At 37.7% G+C, this 17,245-nt stretch carries 13 protein-coding genes and 1 rRNA gene; 3 read left to right on the top strand and 11 right to left on the bottom strand.

Annotation, left to right across the window (positions count from 1 at the left end; genetic code table 11):
- Positions 1 to 43: 43 nt before the first annotated feature.
- The 6 genes from JAZ75_RS10645 to spt form a co-directional block, all read right to left on the bottom strand.
- Positions 44 to 1,573 (bottom strand): 16S ribosomal RNA (locus JAZ75_RS10645).
- 1,379 nt (positions 1,574 to 2,952) lie between these two features.
- Positions 2,953 to 3,339 (bottom strand): GtrA family protein, encoded by a 387-nt coding sequence (locus tag JAZ75_RS10640; RefSeq protein WP_208701713.1) that lies wholly within the window; start codon positions 3,337 to 3,339, stop codon positions 2,953 to 2,955.
- 3 nt (positions 3,340 to 3,342) lie between these two features.
- Positions 3,343 to 4,032, bottom strand: a complete 690-nt coding sequence (locus tag JAZ75_RS10635; protein ID WP_132768988.1) for a CDP-alcohol phosphatidyltransferase family protein — start codon at positions 4,030 to 4,032, stop codon at positions 3,343 to 3,345.
- 11 nt (positions 4,033 to 4,043) lie between these two features.
- Positions 4,044 to 5,036: an NAD-dependent epimerase/dehydratase family protein gene (locus JAZ75_RS10630; protein WP_208701711.1), complete on the bottom strand. Its 993-nt coding sequence runs from the start codon at positions 5,034 to 5,036 to the stop codon at positions 4,044 to 4,046.
- Complete coding sequence (locus JAZ75_RS10625; protein WP_168127528.1) at positions 5,033 to 6,157, bottom strand: hypothetical protein; 1,125 nt, start codon at positions 6,155 to 6,157, stop codon at positions 5,033 to 5,035. The genes JAZ75_RS10630 and JAZ75_RS10625 overlap by 4 nt, the downstream gene beginning before the upstream one ends.
- A gap of 9 nt (positions 6,158 to 6,166) precedes the next feature.
- Positions 6,167 to 7,366 carry a serine palmitoyltransferase gene (gene spt / locus JAZ75_RS10620; protein ID WP_021190543.1) on the bottom strand — a complete coding sequence of 400 codons (1,200 nt, stop codon included), beginning with the start codon at positions 7,364 to 7,366 and terminating at the stop codon, positions 6,167 to 6,169.
- A 389-nt stretch (positions 7,367 to 7,755) separates the two neighbouring features.
- Here spt and smpB point away from each other — a divergent pair, with 389 nt between their 5' ends.
- On the top strand, positions 7,756 to 8,211 hold the full coding sequence (gene smpB / locus JAZ75_RS10615; protein ID WP_132768994.1) for an SsrA-binding protein SmpB: 456 nt from the start codon (positions 7,756 to 7,758) through the stop codon (positions 8,209 to 8,211).
- A 4-nt stretch (positions 8,212 to 8,215) separates the two neighbouring features.
- On the opposite strand, the gene JAZ75_RS10610 is transcribed toward smpB, so the two are convergent.
- Positions 8,216 to 9,124, bottom strand: coding sequence for a helix-turn-helix domain-containing protein (locus JAZ75_RS10610; protein WP_021190547.1), 909 nt, complete (start codon positions 9,122 to 9,124; stop codon positions 8,216 to 8,218).
- A gap of 208 nt (positions 9,125 to 9,332) precedes the next feature.
- Here JAZ75_RS10610 and JAZ75_RS10605 point away from each other — a divergent pair, with 208 nt between their 5' ends.
- Positions 9,333 to 10,835 (top strand): aldehyde dehydrogenase family protein, encoded by a 1,503-nt coding sequence (locus JAZ75_RS10605; RefSeq protein ID WP_132768998.1) that lies wholly within the window; start codon positions 9,333 to 9,335, stop codon positions 10,833 to 10,835.
- An 84-nt stretch (positions 10,836 to 10,919) separates the two neighbouring features.
- Entirely contained in the window at positions 10,920 to 11,297 is a 378-nt protein-coding gene (locus JAZ75_RS10600; RefSeq protein ID WP_021190548.1) for a DUF779 domain-containing protein, read from the top strand.
- Positions 11,298 to 11,339: 42 nt separating this feature from the next.
- On the opposite strand, the gene JAZ75_RS10595 is transcribed toward JAZ75_RS10600, so the two are convergent.
- The 4 genes from JAZ75_RS10595 to priA all read right to left on the bottom strand — a co-directional run bounded on the left by JAZ75_RS10595 (position 11,340) and on the right by priA (position 17,233).
- Entirely contained in the window at positions 11,340 to 11,744 is a 405-nt protein-coding gene (locus JAZ75_RS10595) for an acyl-CoA thioesterase (protein ID WP_132769000.1), read from the bottom strand.
- Positions 11,745 to 11,750: 6 nt separating this feature from the next.
- Positions 11,751 to 13,574, bottom strand: a complete 1,824-nt coding sequence (locus JAZ75_RS10590) for a MutS-related protein (RefSeq protein WP_021190550.1) — start codon at positions 13,572 to 13,574, stop codon at positions 11,751 to 11,753.
- Between the two features lie 371 nt (positions 13,575 to 13,945).
- Complete coding sequence (locus JAZ75_RS10585; protein ID WP_021190551.1) at positions 13,946 to 14,602, bottom strand: protein-L-isoaspartate(D-aspartate) O-methyltransferase; 657 nt, start codon at positions 14,600 to 14,602, stop codon at positions 13,946 to 13,948.
- Positions 14,603 to 14,731: 129 nt separating this feature from the next.
- Positions 14,732 to 17,233 (bottom strand): primosomal protein N', encoded by a 2,502-nt coding sequence (gene priA, locus JAZ75_RS10580; protein ID WP_232789405.1) that lies wholly within the window; start codon positions 17,231 to 17,233, stop codon positions 14,732 to 14,734.
- Positions 17,234 to 17,245 lie beyond the last annotated feature (12 nt).

Here is a 17,245-nt window from a genome sequence, read left to right as displayed (position 1 = left end):
AATCATGTGTATCCGTAACGAGCTTCAATTCCGAATGCTCTAGAAAGGAGGTATTCCAGCCGCACCTTCCGGTACGGCTACCTTGTTACGACTTAGCCCCAATTATCGGTTTTACCCTAACACGCTCCTTGCGGTTACATGCTTTAGGTACCCCCAACTTTCATGGCTTGACGGGCGGTGTGTACAAGGCCCGGGAACGTATTCACCGCGTCATTGCTGATACGCGATTACTAGCGAATCCAACTTCATGAGGTCGAGTTGCAGACCTCAATCCGAACTGTGAACGGCTTTTAGAGATTAGCATCATATTGCTATGTAGCTGCCCGCTGTACCGTCCATTGTAGCACGTGTGTAGCCCCGGACGTAAGGGCCATGATGACTTGACGTCGTCCCCACCTTCCTCACAGCTTACGCTGGCAGTCTGTTTAGAGTCCCCATCATTACATGCTGGCAACTAAACATAGGGGTTGCGCTCGTTGCGGGACTTAACCCAACACCTCACGGCACGAGCTGACGACAGCCATGCAGCACCTAGTTTCGTGTCCCGAAGGACTGATCCGTCTCTGGATCATTCACTAACTTTCAAGCCCGGGTAAGGTTCCTCGCGTATCATCGAATTAAACCACATGCTCCTCCGCTTGTGCGGGCCCCCGTCAATTCCTTTGAGTTTCAATCTTGCGACCGTACTCCCCAGGTGGATAACTTAACGCTTTCGCTTGGACGCTTACTGTGTATCGCAAACATCGAGTTATCATCGTTTAGGGCGTGGACTACCAGGGTATCTAATCCTGTTTGATCCCCACGCTTTCGTGCATCAGCGTCAATACTAACTTAGTGAGCTGCCTTCGCAATCGGAGTTCTAAGACATATCTATGCATTTCACCGCTACTTGTCTTATTCCGCCCACTTCAAATAGATTCAAGTCCTACAGTATCAAAGGCACTGCGACAGTTAAGCTGCCGTCTTTCACCACTGACTTATAGGACCGCCTACGCACCCTTTAAACCCAATAAATCCGGATAACGCTTGGATCCTCCGTATTACCGCGGCTGCTGGCACGGAGTTAGCCGATCCTTATTCTTCAGGTACATTCAGCTTCCTACACGTAGAAAGGTTTATTCCCTGACAAAAGCAGTTTACAACCCATAGGGCAGTCATCCTGCACGCGGCATGGCTGGTTCAGAGTTGCCTCCATTGACCAATATTCCTTACTGCTGCCTCCCGTAGGAGTCTGGTCCGTGTCTCAGTACCAGTGTGGGGGATTCTCCTCTCAGAGCCCCTAGACATCGTAGCCTTGGTGAGCCGTTACCTCTCCAACTAGCTAATGTCACGCGAGCCCATCCATATCCTATAAATATTTGATCAAAAACCGATGCCGGTAAATGATGTTATGCGGTGTTAATCTCTCTTTCGAGAGGCTATCCCCCTGATATGGGTAGGTTGCTCACGCGTTACGCACCCGTGCGCCACTCTCATCAGTTTGTAGCAAGCTACTCCCTGAATCCCGTCCGACTTGCATGTATTAGGCCTGCCGCTAGCGTTCATCCTGAGCCAGGATCAAACTCTCCATTGTAAAATGAAGTGTAAGATCAAGACTATTTATAATAAATAGAATTGTCTTGTATTTTAATTTCTAATTCTAAAATTGAACAGGTTGATTTTTTTAACTTTCGTCGTTTCTCAACACTACTCGTTACGTTACATGATTATATTTTTAAAGAACTTCTGTCGCTTCCGCATCTCGCTTCGGCTTTTATGATGTCGGCATTGCGCCGTTATCGATCTTGTTTCTGTTTCCCTTCGTTTCCGTTGGGACTGCAAAGGTAGAAATCTTTTTGGTTTCTCCAAAATAAATGTGAAAATTTATTTTTTTTTGTTTTCCTGATGTTTCTGCGTTTAACCTGAATTAAACCCTTCTTTTTTCAGTACCCATCCTTTCGGATCAGCCGTTCCTCCCTTGCGGAGTGGTGCAAAGATAGCGACTTTTTATAATCACTTCCTAATCTTTTCCGGAAATAGTTTGCCGTGAACCGGTAAACAGCTTATAACCTGACCGATAAATTTACCCATGACCTGTTCTCGGGGCTGAGAAACGGACAATCCTGGCTTTGAACTATAAAAAGGGTATACGGGCGGATGGTTCGTCCTGGGCCTTCTTTTATGGATGCAGTATGCTTTTAGGAAATAGCCAAATGGAAATTATATCTTTTTCAGTACAGCGGCATCATCGACACTATTACTATTACTATTACTATTACTATTACTATTACTATTACTGATAAGGTGATCCATGTCTCCTCATGCTTTCCGCAGGGCCGACATCTTTACTTTATACTATAAAGTATATACTACAAAAGGAGCCAAAAAGGTGGTGGTGTTTTGATATAGCCAAGCTATCCTACGTTGAAATACTCCGGAATAAGGCATATTATAACCTGCTCGGGAACTGAAAGGGAACTGATTATTACTTAGGCTAGGATTTATATAGAGATTACTTAGATTTTATAGGGTGTTTATAGAGCATTACCTCTACTAACCCCCTATAAACCCCCTCTTATCCCCCTGTTATACCTCTATTATATTCGAACAAGATCCCTACTTGCTTATAACATGGTATCACCCTGCTAACAATAGTAGGTTTCTTTTTATTTACTTAAGTACAGTGTGATTTATGACGTTACTAATTACTTTAACGTCGTGCTATCATCTTATCAAAACAATGCTGCTCCATGAAGCAATCACACCTTGAAATCCCTTTAAATAAATGAAAGCTATAGCGTCCTTACGATGAGCATCGTAATATTAAGGAAAAATAAAATTGAAGTAAAAATCAAAATATACGTAAAGAAGCTCTGATTCATTTTATTAAGGAAAAGGCCTAAAAATAAAAAAGTCATCTCCGTTGAGATGACCTTAATAATCTTATTCCATAAATATTTCAAAAGCCGATTTCTACTTTTTAAAAACCCAAAATCGCTGAAGTGTATAATTAAATCCCAAGGAAACAATAATCTCCACTATCACTTTGGAGACTAATGGGTGTAAGTGCCATATATCATCCAATAAATAAATACCACCCGACTTTAATAAAATACTTCCTGCAACTACAACTACAAATTTACCGAGCTGCTGGCCCAATGGGGCGGCAGTATTATTGAAAGACCAATAACGGTTAATAACGAAATTAACAATGGCTCCTAAAGAGCCACTGATTACATTTGAGAATGCTGGAGAAAAACTCAGCACTTTATAACAAAAAGTATAAATACCAAAATCGGAAAGACCACCTACAAAAGCAGATAACTGCGCCCTAAAGAACTCTTTGATTTTTGGGTTCATATCTTATAAATTTTCTGACTCTTTAGTTTTCTTCTCTTCAGCATCTCTGATATCGCCTAAATCTAATAACTTTTTAGTATCAATAGAATTGATAACAAAAAGAATAGCACAGATACCCATCACTAAGTAATGAATTGCACCTACAAAAAATACTTCTATAAGTAAAACAAGACATATAATGACCCTGATTTCTGTAGGCCCAACAATTCCAGCATCTATTGTATACTTATCTGTTACCTTATAACGCAACAAAGAAAGAATCATGGCCCAGCCATACAAAGCTACCAATACAAAACCTGTTAATTCAAAATTACCTTTTGCATAAAATACATACCCCAGACCAATCAGTACCGTACTGATCCAATCCATTACAATATCCAGTGAAAATCCATACCATTTACGCGATTTATTTCTATAAAAAGCAATACGGCCATCAAGAGAGTCCCCGAACCATTGAATAAAAAAGCCTAGAATACCTAGCAGTAGATAATTAATGTCACAATATTGGGCCAAGATAAAACTTGCCATAATCATGACGGATCCAAATAGACCGATCGCTGTCAAACCATCGGACGAAATCCAATTTGGAATACGTGGAACTAAATATGAAATAAATTTCTGTTCCGGATTACTCAATATATTTGTTCTTTTTCTATCTTGAAAAAGTTTTTTATTTATTTTTTGACCACTCATCTCTCTTTTTATTATAACCAATTATTATCACGGTACCACTGAATTGTAACCTTCAGTCCAGCATCCAAATCATAACGCGGTCTATATTGAATATTTTCTTTTGACGAACTGATGTCACATGCCCAACTGGCTGCTGTCAATTCATTTAATCTTTCCGGATACAATACCGGTATGGTGCTGGAATTTTTATAAGCCCGCTCCATAACCTGAGCAACACCTTTCACAAGACTAAATGGAAGATGAAATCTATATAATGATTTTGAAGTGTATTTCTTGAAAATTGTCGCCATTTCATAACGACCATAAACTTGACCGTCTGTAATATTGTAAGATTTTTTATCTCCATTATCGAGAAAACAAGCATTTAAAATAGCATCTGTCAGATCTTTCACAAAGACAAACGTTAATTTCTGTGGCGATTTCCCGATATAGGCATCAAATCCAGCATTTAATGTTTTAAATAAAACAAAAAGATCTTTCTCTTTGGGACCATACACGGCGGTGGGGCGAATAATCGAAAGCTTATTAGCTGCATATTTTTCAAGCATGCGTTCTGCTAACACCTTACTTCGACCATAAGCAGTCACAGGATGATACTCATTTTGTTCATTGATAGCTGGTGCATCATAGGCCACCGGGCCAATAGCTGCCAAACTACTGATAAAAACAAAACGTTCAAGAGGAATATTAGCCTGAAATACCGCATCTGCTAAAACTTCAGTATAACCGACATTAACATCAACAAGATCCTGCTCATTCTTCGCTCTAGTCATAGCTGCTCCATGAACAATATAGGCATATTGCTCTTGCTCCAGCAGTTTCAATAATGAATCCTTATCTTTAAAATCAGGATAAACAAATTGATCAACAAAAGACTTTATTTCACTGACATCACTGGTTTTCCGAACAGCTGCATGCACCTCCAAACCTGCCTCAAGGGCAGCTTGAACGAGATGATAACCGACAAAACCACTTGCGCCTGTGATTAGGATTTTTTTTCTCATAGCGCTTGCTCATACAAACGATAGCGTTTGTATAATTCTCCATTGATTTGCTCGATGGCGTGATTCATCATATAATTAGTATCAAGCATCCACGAGCATTCTGCTCCTTTGACGGTAAACCCATCGCCAGAGTTTTTAATTATCCTACCATAAAGGCAGGCTTCTATTCCTAATTTACGATACTCATCCAATACGCCAAGCATCAAAACTCGAATTAGGTTTACCTTTTTCAATCCAAAGAGCAATTTAAAAATCCCAGTTGGCAATAGTCTACCACGTTTGATTTTAATTAGAATCTGATTGATATCCGGAATTCCTAAAGCGAATCCAATGACCTTCCCATCCTTTTCAGCCAATAAAGCATATCGAGGATCAACGATCATTTTCATTTCCTTTGCCGCGTAGTTAAATTCATCTTCCGTAAAAGGCACAAAACCTAAGTTTTTATCCCAAGCCTTATTATAGATCTCCCTAATTCGCTCGGTTTCATTTTTAAAATCCTTCAAGTTCATTTGACGAATCTTAATTCCCGAACGGTTTAATCGTTCTTCCAGTTTCTCCAACAACAGCACAGATCGTTTACTTGCTTTATTTTCCATCACTAGGTAGGCACGCAAATCAACTTTTTTTTGAAAACCTGCTTGAGTAACTAATTCTGGATAATAAGGAAAATTATAAGGCATCATCGCTACAGGTGGGCTATCAAATCCTTCGATCAATAAACCACAAGTATCATTAGTCGTTAAATTAATTGGACCAACAATATTAGTTCCACCTTTAGCTTTCACCCAATCCTTTGCTGCTTGAAACAAAGCATTTGCAACCTCTTGATCGTTAATACAATCAAAAAATCCCCATTGCCCTTCCTGCACTTGATTGAATGCATTATGATTAACATTCCAAATTGCGGCAATACGACCGACCAGTTTTTGATCTTTGTATGCTAAAAATAATTGTGTGGAGGAATGTTTGTAGAAAGGATGCTTACCAGGAGTAAGCAAATCATACTGAGCAAGATATAGCTCTGGTACATAATAAGGATTTTCCGCATATAAACTATGCGGAAAATCTATATATAACCGTTTCTGTTTCTTTGTTTCAACGGGAATAACCTGTATCATAATAGACACTTAGATTAAAGATTCAACATCTGCTAATTTGAAGACTTTTACCATCTTCTCAATAGCTTCATCAATTTGATCAAAGCTATGTGTTGCCATTAAAGAGAAACGAATCAATGATTCTTCTGCAGGAACAGCAGGTGAAACTACTGGATTAACAAAAACCCCATCGTCTTGAAGCATTTTGGTTACCCAGAATGTTTTCTCGTTATTTCTAATAAAGATCGGTAATATAGGGCTTTCTGTAGCACCTAAATCAAATCCACTTTCTAAAAGTAATTTTTTAGCATAATTTGTATTTGACCATAATTTCTCAATATGCTGAGGTTCGGTTTGTATAATCTCCAAAGCTTTCAATGTCGAAGCGACAGAAGCTGGTGTCATACTTGCACTGAACATAACTGAACGCGCAGAGTGTTTCAAGTAATCGATAACATCAGCATCGCCTGATACAAAGCCACCTAGAGAGGCAAATGATTTACTGAAAGTACCCATAATTAAGTCGGCACTGTCAGTTAGTCCAAAGTGAGAGGCAGTACCTGCACCTTTTTCTCCGATTACACCTAAACTATGTGCATCATCAACCATAACAGTTGCATCAAATTCATCTGCAATCTTTATCAATTCAGGCAAATTAACAATATCTCCCTCCATACTGAAGATACCATCCGTTGCAATCAATTTACCACTTTCTTCTGGTAATCTAGCAATTTTTGCACGCAGATCATTCATATCATTGTGTGCATACTTGATTACTTTAGAAAAAGATAATCTACTTCCATCAATGATAGAAGCATGATCACGTTCATCCAATAAGATATAATCATTGCGACCAGTAAGACATGATAATGGGCCCAAGTTTGATTGAAAACCTGTACTGAATAAAATAGTAGACTCTTTCCCCACATAAGCCGACAATTTCTCTTCAAGCTCCACATGAATATCTAAAGTACCATTTAAAAAACGAGATCCAGCACAACCGGTTCCATATTTTGCTAATGCGTCTTGAGAAGCTTTGATAATACGTTCATCCGTCGTTAACCCTAAATAAGAATTAGAACCAAACATCAAAACACGCTTGCCATCAATTTTCACTTCGGTATCCTGTCTCGACTGAATCGGTCTAAAATAAGCGTATAAGCCCTTAGCTTTTAATTCATTAACGATTTTAAATTGCGATATTCTCTCGCCTAATTTTCCTTTACTCATGCGATTAAAAGGTATTTCTTAAATTTTATAATTGTTTTTGATTGTAATGATTACCAAAATAATAGCTTCATCATCAACACTTTCAATTCCTACTTCCAAATAGATTAACACAAAATGACTTCATAATACTGCACGAAAAACAGTATTAAATCAAAAACGATGCAAACATACGAAAACAAAAGCTGACTTTCACTTAATGTTAGTCATATTTTTCACATATAAATATCGTAAAAATAATTTTAATTTAACACTTAAATTAAAATCCAAAAATAACAATGCTAAAAAAACACCATTATAATATTTATATTTGCTTTCCTATGTGATTACATTTAACAAACTTAATCTGGTTTGTATTGGAAATGGAATAGGAATAAATATATTAAGAAATTATGGCAATATCATCAGATATCAATATAAAAAATAAAAGAGCTTCATTTGAATACAACCTTCTGGACAGGTATGTTGCAGGAATACGTTTACTAGGCACTGAAATTAAATCAATTAGGGAAGGGAAAGCAAATATCAACGACAGTTTCTGCAACTTTTTCCATGATGGACTTTATTTGCGGAACATGCATATTGCCGAGTATTCGCATGGATCTTTTTACAATCATGAAGCAAAACGAGATCGCCAGTTGCTTTTAACAAAAAAAGAATTAAAAAAATTACGCGTGAAAGGTGAAGAGAAAGGCTTTACAATCGTTCCTTTACGTATTTTCATCAGTGCCAGAGGATTTGCAAAAGTCGAAATTGCCTTAGCACAAGGTAAAAAAGACTTTGACAAGCGTGATACAATCAAGGAAAGAGAAGGCAAAAGAGAGCTTGATAGGATGATGAAAAAATAAAATTTTATTCTCCTATTATATAAGCACCGGGTGTCACTCCCACCCTGCTTTTAAAGAGACGGACGAAGTAGTTTACATCATTAAATCCCAAACTAAAGCACGTCTCTTTAACACTTCTTGTTTTCCGTAATAAGCTCTTTGCCTGTTGCATACGCGTTCGTATGATATATTCGATAGGCGTTATTCCCAACTCATTCTTAAAAAGGCGAAATAGACTTGATTTACTCATATTTGCCTGCTTTTCCAAAATTTCCACAGTAATGGATTCTGAAAGATTGGCATGTATATAGTTCCGAATATGCTGTAATACCGTGTTTGTTTTTGTCTTGGCAATATCAAGTGATAATAGTGACTGCGTCTGTAGAAGACGAATAACTAATTCATTAAATGCTAAATCTGCTAATGCATCTTTCAACACATTATCACCCGTAATGGTCTGAAATAATTTATTAATTAAATCTGTCAATTCGGGTGTATTATAGAGATGGAATAAATTCATATCTAATTTCCAATCTGCTAAATGTTGTTCTTTGGGATAGCACTCATTTAAACGGTTGATCACACCGTCTATCTTACTTTTACTTATGGTCAGCGCCGTACATTGCGTAGGGTCCGTAAAAGTCGCTTCTGGAAAATCGATCTGCATCTTACTATAGGCTGGCAAAACCATGGTCTGACCCGGTAAATAATCAAAGGAATCCACCTGTTGCAAATGCATCACTTTTTTACCCTGAATCATATTAATCATTACCAGATCATCAAACTGTAACGCTACTTTTTCTGACGCTTTATATGTTTCAAAGACATTAAGCTCCAAATTTTCTAACGTAAAAGCTCTCCTATTTTCTACCAAAGTAGAAAGTTCATGACGCGACGAAAATGGTAATGTATTTACAAGCCTGTTATTTATCATATCCCTATCTTTTATTATAATTGGCTGGTAATCAAACTTAGACAAATTGTCTTAAATATCCAATAGTATTAACTTGATTAATAGAAATATTTGCTGACAGTGTTGCACCTATAGTGCTATCGTTTGAAACTATAATGCTATACGAGAACAATCGTTTTCGTTAAATTTGGTATTCAACAATTTGTATAACATTATAAAAATAAATATTATGGCAGCAATTCAAAGACCATCGTTTAAAGAACGTTATGGAAATTACATTGGTGGAGAATTTGTTCCACCTACATTAGGTAAATATTTTGACAATATTTCTCCCTTAGATGGAAAAGTATTTACACAAGTCGCACATTCTACAAAAGAAGATTTAGAACTAGCTGTTGATACTGCCGCGAAAGCATTTGAAACTTGGGGAAAGACTTCAGCAACCGAAAGAAGCATCATTTTAAATAAAATAGCAGACCGCATCGAACAGAATTTAGAATATATTGCCACAGTGGAAACTGTTGACAACGGAAAAGCTGTTCGCGAAACATTAAATGCCGATATTCCTTTAGCCATTGATCACTTCCGTTATTTTGCAAGTGTTATCCGTGCTGAAGAAGGTTCACTAAGTGAATTGGATCAAAATACGGTGTCTCTTATTGTGCATGAACCTATTGGTGTGATCGCGCAGATTATCCCTTGGAACTTCCCTATTCTGATGGCTGTATGGAAATTAGCTCCTGCATTAGCTGCAGGTAACTGTGTGGTTCTAAAACCTGCGGAAAGTACCCCAACATCAATTCTTGTTTTAATGGAAATAATCGGTGATTTACTTCCTGCTGGTGTTGTTAACATCGTGAATGGTTTTGGTGGTGAATTAGGTCGCGCATTAGTAACAAACCCTAAAGTTTCTAAAGCTGCATTTACAGGTTCTACCGCAACAGGTCGTATGGTAATGCAGTATGCAACTGAAAATATCATTCCTGTAACATTGGAATTGGGCGGTAAATCTCCAAATGTTTTCTTCAGTTCTGTCATGGACCACGACGATGCATTTTTAGACAAAGCAATTGAGGGAGCTGTTCTGTTTGCATTAAATCAAGGTGAAATTTGCACTTGTCCATCGCGTTTATTGATTCAGGAGGATATTTACGAACGCTTTATTGCTAAAGTAATAGACCGTGTGAATCAAATTAAAGTTGGTGATCCTTTGGATCCTGAGACTATGATGGGTGCACAGGCTTCAAAAATCCAAAAGGATAAAATCATGTCCTATATTAAATTGGGTAAAGAAGAGGGGGCAGAAGTATTAACTGGTGGCGATGAGAACCATTTGGGTGATGGCTTAGAAGATGGTTATTATATCAAACCAACTTTATTTAAGGGTCATAACAAAATGCGTATTTTCCAAGAGGAAATATTCGGCCCGGTATTAGCAGTAACTACATTTAAAGATGAAAAAGAGGCTTTAGAAATTGCTAATGATACCATTTATGGACTGGGAGCTGGTGTATGGACACGAGATGCTCATCAATTATACCAAATCCCGCGCGCTATCCAGGCTGGACGTGTATGGGTCAACCAATATCACTCTTATCCTGCAGGCGCTCCTTTTGGTGGTTATAAGCAATCGGGTATCGGACGTGAGAATCATAAAATGATGCTCGACCATTACCGTCAAACAAAAAATATGCTGATTTCTTATAGCAAAGAGAAACTTGGATTTTTCTAATCAGCAAAACACAATATTCAAAAATGGGGTTATCGATATAATCCCATTTTTTAATTTCTTATGATACTGATATAAAAGCAATATATGATGACAGAGCGTTTAGCAGTTACTGAAAAAGCCAAAGAACTGATTCGTGAATTAGTAGCTCAACACGGAGATCTGATGTTCTATCAGGCTGGAGGGTGTTGCGAAGGCACACAGCCGCAATGTTTTGAAAAAGGTGGATACTATCCCAGAATGAATGATGCTATGATCGGGCTTGCTGAAGGTTATGAATTTTGGATCGATCGGGATTTATTTGAATATTGGAAATTTTCACATTTCACACTTGATGTACTTGATGGGTTTGGCCCGGGGGGATTTTCTTTAGAGTCTTCTTTGGGGAAAACTTTCAAAGTACACTATAGACTATTTACTGAGGAAGAGTTAAACGACCTATCTCCTATAAAACGTATGGAATAACACGACCTGTTATTCCATACGCAATTTAGGATATCCGATATACTAATCTTCGATTTCCAGTCCCTGTAAAACTGGTATCGGCTTTTTATTGTCATCTAAGGCAACAAATGAGAAAACACCCTTCACCGCTAATTCTCTTCCATCTTTGTACATATCTTCTAAGAAGATCTCCACTTTTACCTTTAAGCTAGTTCTTCCTACATGTATTACTTCCGCAATAGCTTCAATCATACTACCTGCAGGGATTGCTTTTTCAAAATCAATCTTATCTGAGGAAACAGTTACGAGTGCTTTTCTACAAAACCGTGTTGCACACATAAAAGTTACCTCGTCCATGATCGCCATGGCTTTACCACCAAATAATGTTGCGTGGTGATTTGTTGTAAACGGAAAAACAGTTATAAAATGATGTGTTCTCGACTGTTCAATTCTTTCTTGTAATGTCATTTTTGTTTAATTTCTTCCTTGTTCTACGTCGACTCCAATACCTTTTAACAACATTGAAGCATTAAATATTTTACACTCTCCTATTTTCAGTTTATAATCGAATAGCATTTCTCCTTGGATCACCTGTATATCAAAGTGGTAATTCTTTACAACCTGCGGATATTCATCGGCTAACGTTGATAATTGCAGATCATGCGTTGCAACCATTCCCTTTCCTTTTTCTGTAATCAATTTTTTGATAATAGCTCTAGATCCTAAGTATTTATCAACAGAATTAGTTCCTCTTAACATCTCATCGATTAAAAAGAAACTATCGTTGCGTTCCGCTACAGTTTCTAAAATAAATTTCATCCGGTCCAATTCTGCTTTAAAAGTTGACGTACTTTCATTCAGATTATCCTTAATGCGCATATAAGATATCAAATGAAACATCGGAATTTTGAAAGATCTTGCTGGCACTACTGCTCCCGCATAAGCCAAAACAGCATTTATACCGACAGTACGCAGAAATGTACTCTTTCCAGCCATATTAGATCCTGTCACCAAAGCGATTTCATGATCAGCATTGGTATAGGTATTGGCAATAGATTTATCAGATGCAATCAAGGGATGCGCCAAATCGACAGCTTCTATGGGTGTCTCCAGATGGTCAAGAATAATTGGGGTAGTCCATTCAGCATGATTACGCTTCCAAGTACCTAAACTCACCAAAGCCTCTACTTCAGCTAAAGTATCAAAAGCTTCCAAAATATTAGCTTGATACTTAGCTTTCCAGTCTACAATGGCCAATACCTGCTTAAAATCCCATAAAAATATCAGATTTAAAACTGTCCCGACCATCATGTTGTTTCGGGCATCCAGATTACTGATCAGCTTACCCAATTTCTTGAACGCATGGGAAACCGAATCTGATGACCCCTCTATTTTTAATTTTTCCTGTAATTCCTGGTTACGGTTCGCTGTCCAAGCCCTATTTTCGACCAGTTCCATACTTGCGGCATATGAATCTAGCAGATTTCCTACTTTATCGATCCGACTGGAAAAAAAAGAAATTTTGCCACCATTGAACATTGACCAAAGGATATGGATCAATCCTATGATGACTGGGAGGTATGCCACAGATGGAACAAAAACGGCTAAAACGACCGATCCTATAAATATAAAAGGGGCAAGCTTAACATAGATCCGCATAATTGCGCTTCCGAATGTAAAATCTCCGGACTCAAAATAGGTTGCTAAAAAAGACTTTACATCTAGCTTCTGATTCAGATTTGATAAAAGCTTTGCTTGAAAATCCTGACTCCAACGCATATCACTAGCTATTTCAGCTGCAGCTTCCTGACGTTTCACAATCTCGCCACGCTTTGCATCATTAAGTAACCAACTACCTAATACCGCTATACTCAGTTTTGTAGTTGAGCGGTTTAATAACTCAAATAGCGAATGATTTCCTACAATGTCCAGATCGGAGCTGTAAGGATGCTTACCATCTTCCAGATGCATACCGTTATCGTAGATATTGACTCCTGTATTTGCTAGCGTTAGCTCATTGACATTGACCGCTAATAACGCTTTCTGGTAATCACTTATTTTTTCTAATTTACTTTGTCTATTAACCAAAAAAGCAAAAAGAAATATCAGTGCAAAAAATAAAATCAATACAAGAACAAGATTTTCAAGCTGAAATGAATAGAATAGCGCTGCCCCACCAAAAATAATAACACCGAGGCGATAAAAACTATTCTTATTGATCACTCTGTCGAGCTTTTTTACTTCCTGTTCAATCTGTTCCTTATTGCTAAGATATAAATCCATTATTTTATCTTTCATTGAAGTATAATTTGTTGTTTAACGGTAATGAAGCGAGCATAAGCATACTCCTCCCCAAAAGCAATACATATGCTCATGCTCGCTTCCATTATGAATATAATTATTTATGAGTATCCATTTTCAACGGCATTATAGGCACGTTACACTCATTTTGTTTACTTTTTATTAATTATTTAAGGCATTCACATCTTCTTTACCAGCAGTTTGATGTATCATTAGTTATTAGATGCACGCAGTAAAACTGCCTCATTAATTTGATGCATTGAGATCACAGTGCTATTCTTTATCATCAGCCCTATATTCGTCATTTCTCTGAACATTTAATAGTAAGAAGGGATCATAATCCAAATCGCTAAAAAAAAGCCTGGTTATTACCAAGCTTGATCCCCAACCAAAGGGACAAATCTAAATGTATCTAATTCAATTCTATCAAAATCATTCTCACCAACCCGAATGATTGTGACCATTTTTTGTTCTTTCTCATCACCTACCGGTATTACAAATATACCCCCTATTTTTAACTGCTTCAGCATAATCTCGGGTACAAATGGAGCACCCGCAGTTACGATAATCTTATCATATGGTGCATGCTGTTCAATTCCTTTGGAACCGTCCCCACAGAAAAAATGGGGTTTATATCCCATATATGGCAATACCTGTATGGTTCTATTATATAAATTTTCTTGTCGTTCTATGGTATAAACCTGAGCGCCCAGCTCCAGCAGTATACAAGTTTGATATCCCGAACCTGTTCCTATTTCTAAAACCTTATCTCCTTTTTTAACATGCAGCAGTTCCGATTGATAAGCAACAGTATACGGTTGAGATATCGTTTGTCCATCGCCGATTGGAAATGCGATATCTTTATATGCTTGATTCCAAAAGGTTTCATCAAAGAAAAAATGACGTGGTACTTTAGCAATGGCATTCAGCACATTCTGGTCACTAATACCTCTTGTCTTCAGCAGCTGCACTAATTGCTTACGAGCACCTTTTTCTCTATAATTATCTACAAATTTATACGCCATTATGACTCAAAAATACTATTGTTATTTAACAATTACCACTACAAGAACTTTTTCATAACTAATCAATTAGCCTGCAAGCTATTTCATTTGAAAAGAATAATTTTTGGCTAATTTCATCTACCGATTCCTCTAATAAGGATCAACATCGATCACAATGCGTGAACCCGTGTTTGCTTTATCTGCAATAAAATCATTCTTCAACATCTTAATCAGATCTTTTACTTTAACAATACTGATGTTATTGCGTTCAATTTTCAATGTGATCGTCTGAATAAAATAATTACGTACTCTTCCTACTAAAGGGGTCTCTGGTCCAAGAACCCGTGAACCTAATTGCTGGCGCAGACCTGACGCAAATTTTTTAGCTCCGTCATAACATTTCTGGATATCCATATGCTTAATATCGATTCTGATCACACGGTAGAACGGCGGATATGCGAAATTTTTACGTTCAATGATCTCTGTATCAAACATGGCTTGATAATCATGCGCAACAACCTGTTCTAACACGCGGTGTTTTGGTGTGTAAGTCTGAATGATAACCTGTCCTCCTGCCTCTCTTCTTCCTGCACGTCCTGCGACCTGCAAGAAAAGTGAAAAAGCTCTTTCATAGGCTCTAAAATCAGGAAAATTAATCATGGTATCTGCATTGATGATACCGATTAAGCTGACCTTTCCAAAATCCAGTCCTTTTGCAACCATTTGTGTACCGATCAGAATATCAAATTCATGTTCATCAAAAGCACCTATAATTTTATCAAAACCATTTTTCCCTTTTGTAGAATCTAGATCCAAACGTCCTATTCGGACATTAGGCATCAGTAATTCCAGTTCTTCCTCTACACGCTCGGTTCCAAAACCTTTACTTTCGATATGTGGCATACCACATGCGGGGCAGATTTTAATTGGAGGTTCCACGTGGCCACAGTAATGGCAATGCATCATGTTTGAACTCTTATGGTAAGTCATACTGACATCACAGTTCACACATTTAGCTACAAAACCACAGGTGTTACATTGAATTATGGTGGTATGTCCACGTCGATTCTGAAATAGAATCACTTGTTCCTTACGTTCCAATGCTCCTTCTATAGCTTTTAATAAAGTACCCGAGAAGTATGAAAACATATTTTCCTTTCTTCCTTCTTGCGGTATATCGACAATATGGATTTCTGGCAATTGTGCTTGACCAAAACGTTCTAAAAGCTGTACAAAACCATATTTCTTGGATTTTGCATTATAGAAACTTTCAATAGATGGTGTTGCAGAACCTAGTAATACTTTAGTCTGATGAATATACCCCAAATATATCGCTGTATCACGGGCATGATAGCGCGGTGCGGGATCATATTGTTTGTAAGAACTCTCATGCTCTTCATCGACAATAATAATTCCCAGATCTTGAAAAGGTAAAAACACGGAAGAACGGGCGCCTACGATAACCTTAAATTCGTTTTTCATTACCTTATGCCATACCTCAGCACGTTCGTTATCATTAAATTTCGAATGATATACACCAAGTTTATCGCCAAAATGCAATTTGAGACGTGCGGTAATCTGTGATGTTAAAGCTATTTCAGGCAGTAAATATAGGGCTGAATGACCTCTTGCCAATGCTTCCTCAATCAATCTGATATAGAGTTGTGTTTTCCCCGATGCTGTCACACCATGCAATAAGGTGACATCTTTAGTTTCAAAGCACTGATGAATTTCGTCAAAAACACGTTTTTGATTATCATTAAATTCAAAATTGGCCTCCAATTCGAGATCTTCTCCTTGAAAACGGCTGACGACTTTCTCTTTAACCTGAAATACGCCTTTATCAACTAATGCTGTAATGGCGCCCGAACCACATCCCGATGCTTCCATTATCATCTGTCGGGTAACATCCACTCCTTTTTTCAACAATTGCATGAAACCCAATACGGCATCCTGCTGTTTTGGAGCTCGATTTAAGGCATCTAATAAGTTCCGTTTACCATCTTCATCCCGAAATTCCGGAGCAAAAGAGAAAAAAACTTTAGTCTTTGGTTTATATCGTTCAGTAATCTCTTCAGAAATCAATATTATTCCCTTATCAAACATCGCTTTCAATATGGGGAAAACAGACTTTTGACTCAATAGCTTAACGATATCATTTACTTTTAGTTCACCGGCCACCTCAAGTGCTTCAATGATCAGATACTCTTTATCAGTCAAAGTCGAACGGTCGAAATCTTCTGGAATAGCCGAGGCGATCTTAGTTTCACTTGCCAATTTCAAAGCAGAGGGTAAAGCAGCTTGCATAACCTCTCCCAATGAACACATATAATAATCAGATATCCAGTCCCACAACTGTAGTTGTGCACCATCTACGATAGGTTTTTCATCAATGATGTCTAAAATATACTTTGCTTCATAATGCTTTGGCGCCTCTTTCGTTATTTGTTTTACAATAGCAGAATAGATTTTATTCTTTCCAAATTGGACCATAACACGAACACCGACCTGGATCTTATCATTCCATTCAACTGGAATTCGGTAAGTATAGGTATTCGCTAATGCTAAAGGCAAAATAACATCAACAAAAACAGTTGCTCGGTCTGTAAAAAATAAGTTTTGAGGCTCTGGCATATTCATTTCAAGTATCATGTAAAATTACTA

Origin of the sequence: Sphingobacterium sp. UDSM-2020 (genome assembly GCF_016132525.1) — a bacterium.
Taxonomy (GTDB): Bacteria; Bacteroidota; Bacteroidia; order Sphingobacteriales; family Sphingobacteriaceae; genus Sphingobacterium; species Sphingobacterium anhuiense.
This window is presented reverse-complemented; position numbering and strand designations above follow the sequence as displayed.